Annotated in this window: 4 protein-coding genes; 1 reads left to right on the forward strand and 3 read right to left on the reverse strand. The window is 38.6% G+C overall.

Translation table 11 applies throughout. The features are described from left to right. Positions 1-362: 362 nt before the first annotated feature. The 3 genes from ACT3RM_RS17095 to ACT3RM_RS17105 form a co-directional block, all read right to left on the reverse strand. Entirely contained in the window at positions 363-1,343 is a 981-nt protein-coding gene (locus ACT3RM_RS17095) for a sensor domain-containing diguanylate cyclase (protein ID WP_441992731.1), read from the reverse strand. Between the two features lie 59 nt (positions 1,344-1,402). Then, on the reverse strand, positions 1,403-2,650 hold the full coding sequence (locus ACT3RM_RS17100) for a DEAD/DEAH box helicase (protein ID WP_441992730.1): 1,248 nt from the start codon (positions 2,648-2,650) through the stop codon (positions 1,403-1,405). Between the two features lie 105 nt (positions 2,651-2,755). Next, the gene (locus ACT3RM_RS17105) at positions 2,756-3,457 is read right to left on the reverse strand and encodes a DUF3581 family protein (protein WP_441995364.1); all 702 of its coding nucleotides are present in this window, start codon (positions 3,455-3,457) and stop codon (positions 2,756-2,758) included. A gap of 176 nt (positions 3,458-3,633) precedes the next feature. Here ACT3RM_RS17105 and ACT3RM_RS17110 point away from each other — a divergent pair. Beyond that, a partial coding sequence (locus ACT3RM_RS17110; protein ID WP_441995366.1) for a hypothetical protein occupies positions 3,634-3,977 on the forward strand: 344 nt, incomplete at its 3' end.

Raw genomic sequence — 3,977 nt, forward strand, 5'->3', positions numbered from 1 at the left:
GCCGAAAAGCTAATAGCTTAAACTAATTCCGCCCCTTCTTGGCAAGCCTTATGGCTTGCTTTTTTTTGCTAAAAAAATTACTTAATTTAAACCTGTACCTGCGAAATAAGTATGCTCTAAACCATAAGAAACTTCTTTTAAGGGAATTTAAATCAGACGATTAAAATATGATCAGCTATGGGTTTTGAATTAATTATCGATAACTCCAGTATTAAGGTCTTTTTTATATTTTAACTTTCATATATCAGATTAAAATACGCTCCCAATGTCAGCTCGCATATCAATTGATAAATAATATCGTTCTGATTTTTCAGTAAGCACAATAAACCTCAAGCTAGCTAGTTCAATCTTAAACTATTTTATTAGTGTACTTTTAAAGCGAGCTTATACGCTTGTTTATTTTTATACATGGCGTGGTCTGCATCATTTAATAGCGCTTCAAAAGGCTGCTTTTGTTTATTAGTAAAACTGTAACCAATACTCAGTGATAAATCGCAAACATCTTCTTTGAATAGGGCTTTTGAATACTCCGAGGATATTTTATTCATGATGTAGCTAATTTTACTTTTATCGCTCACTTGCATTACTGCAACAAACTCATCGCCACCTAAACGCCCTACTATATCGGCATCTCTTAAGTGTGTTTTTAGCGTATCGGCCAATATAATTAGCGCTTTATCTCCAGTTTCATGTCCGTAGGTGTCGTTTAGTTTTTTAAAGTCGTTTATATCAATAAACAAACAACACACGTCAAAACCCAAACGCAGTGCTAAATTAAGTTTTTGCTGAGCTAATAAGTTAAGTGCTCGGCGATTATAAATAGCTGTTAATGAGTCTAGCATGGCTATTTCGCGCATTTGCTCATAACTATAAACAAGCGCTAAATCATCTTCAATCAAGTCACGAAGCTGCTCTATTAGCTCAAAGTATTCATCTGTATATCTGGTTTGTTTTGTGTCTTTTAGGCATAGCGTGCCAAACACATCACCTTCAGGCCAATGAATGGGTAAACCTAGGTAGGATTGAACTCCACCTTCAATAACCTCAGGCATAGTTTTCCATTGCTCGTTATTGCAAGCATCGTTAACATATAAAATATTGTTGTTTTCAGCTACATGTTTACAAAAGAGGGGCGTTTGCGGAGGAAGTATTGGATTAGTTTCAAAATTAGAGCCGCCTTCGTTACTTCTTATAACGACGCGATAGCCTTTACTAGTTACCTGAACTATATAACCAGACGGAGCCGAAAACAGCCCCGTAATGAGGTCGATTATTTTTTGCCATTTATGCAAAGATATTTGGCCATCAATACCAGTAAATGCCCATTTATCCGTTTCAAACATAACTTTACCTCAGCTACTTATTACCTTAAGTATAGCCAAAAAAGCGAAAAAAAAAGCTATTATTTCCGGCGTCTACTTGGTGCTCTTTGACCTGTAATTCGTTTTTTATCGCGCTCTTTTCGTGATTTATTAGTATTTTTACGATTATCTTTTGGTTTTTTATTTAAATCAGGCTCGTAACCTTCTAACCATTGCGGCGTTAAACGGGTATCCAATAGCCCTTCTATTTCTTCTAGTAGCCATTGTTCATCTAAACTAACTAATGACATAGCTAAACCTTGCTCGCCAGCACGTCCTGTTCGGCCGATACGGTGTACGTAGTCTTCTGCTATATATGGTAGCTCAAAGTTAATCACATACTTTAATGACACAATATCTAAACCACGTGCAGCTACATCGGTTGCAACTAATACACGTGTGGTGCCATCTTTAAAGTTTTGTAGTGCTCTGTCGCGCGCACCTTGAGATTTATCACCATGAATGGACTCGGTTTTTAAACCGTCTTTACACATTTCTTTAGCCAACTTATCGGCCATTTGTTTAGTACGGGTAAAAATAAGCACTTGGCGCCAGTTTTTCATGCCAATCATGTGCGAAACAAGCTCGCGTTTGCGATCTTCATCAACCGCATAAATCACTTGTTCGACTTCTACTGCTGCGGAGTTACGTTTATCAACCTCAACTAGTTTTGGGTCTTTAAGAAGTGTTTTACTAAGTTCAAATATACTGTCATCAAAGGTGGCTGAAAATAGCAACGTTTGGCGCTCACGGGGAACATGGCGCAAGATACGTTTTATCTCATCAATAAAGCCCATATCAAGCATTCGGTCGGCTTCGTCAAACACTAACGAGTCAACACTGGCTAAGGTAATACTGCCTTTAATAATATGATCGAGTAATCGCCCTGGGGTTGCGACTACAACTTGCGCATCTTTCATCGCTTTTACTTGTGGCCCAATACTTGCGCCGCCGTAAGCCAGCGCACCTTTAATATCACTGCCTTGTGCGTATTTTTCAAAGCTTGCAAACACTTGCTGAGCAAGCTCTCGGGTGGGCGTTAAAATAAGCACTCGCGCAATACCATCTTCATCTTTTTTATTCGTTGTCAGTAACTTATGTAAAAGGGGAAGTACAAATGCCGCTGTTTTTCCAGTCCCCGTTTGCGCACTACCCATTACATCATGACCTGCTAGAATTAATGGAATAGTTTGCAGTTGAATCGCGGTTGGGGTTAGATACTGATTTTGCTCAAGTGATTTAAGCAATAAAGCATTAAGATGGAGATCAGAAAAAGTTGCAGCAGACATAGTTTCAGCTTGAATAACAGATAATAGCATTATTGTACGCGCAAAACAGGCAACAAAAAAGGCGCTAAAATGCACCTTTTAATTTAAATTACAGCCCTTTAAAATTTACGCAGGCTTAAGTATTTCTTTACGCTGGTTATAAAAGGTAATCAGATCATCAACCGTTTCTTGACAGTATTCACGAATGCCCGATACCAACATGTGCTTTTCGCCACTACCGACTTTTACGCCATTTTCGAGCAAATTAAACCGTAAAGTGATTTTTCCGCGCTTACCGGTCTGCTCAAAGTCAGGCTCTGCAAATTCAAGTGTTGGCGCTTTTATATCAAGGTTATCAAGATTGATAAGCATTGATTCGTAAATAACCATCGGACGAGCAGGGTTTATCATCACCTCTTGCTTACCCATTAATGGAATAATGACATGCGGGAAGGTAGTGCCTGAAAACTCAACGTAATTTTTAATTAGGTTATCAGTTAAGCTTTGGCATTGGCTATTTTCACCTTCTCGCTTAACTCTAAGCATAACCTTTTCACCGCTGGTAATGTCAAACTCATTTCCCCCCTCAGGGAAGTGTAGCTTGGTATTTTCATCAACCATGCCGGCAAAAGTAAATTCCATTTTTTCGCTGATGCCATAGCGATTTAGCACCAGTGCAAAAAGCAAATCGCCTGGCACGCAAAACTTTTTGGCGTCTTTGTCGTGTAGTGGGTTGTAATCATCAGCCACACACTTTGCAAAGCGACAGCCTTGCTCACGTGAGATTGAGATATGATCAGCATGTTGCTGGTAAAAAGGACTTAACATAGTTGTTCACTGCTTAAACTGCTTATAACCTGAGTATACTACCAGATAAAATGGTTTTAGAGGTCGAATCACTTACTAAATCTTACAATTAACTTGAGAACAAATGTTGCACAACTCTGTTTTTGTTAGTAATTTGATTACGAAATTGGAAACTCATTACTAAAGGACTAATTACTATGATGCGTATTATCGCCACAATAAGCATACTCTCTGCGCTAGCTGGATGCTCGTCTGGCATAACCTTTCATACCAACATAGATAAAGATGTTTTATCTCAAAAAGTTGGTGAACATGTGGCAAGAGGAGACCTTCAACAGTTTTATAGCGATCAAGAAGCACACGAAAGTGGCGCTACTCTTTTAGGACGAGTTGAAGGTCAAAGTTGCATGAGTCACGACCGAAATGTTAAAGGAACTATTAGTGATGAACGCGCTAAATCTAACGCAATATATGAGCTAAAAAACAATGTAATTAATCGCGGTGCAAATGCATTTACTATTAATTCATGCCGTAAAACAGC

The sequence above is a fragment of the Pseudoalteromonas sp. AOP7-A1-14 genome (genome assembly GCF_052376275.1).
In the GTDB taxonomy this organism is placed as follows: domain Bacteria; phylum Pseudomonadota; class Gammaproteobacteria; order Enterobacterales; family Alteromonadaceae; genus Pseudoalteromonas.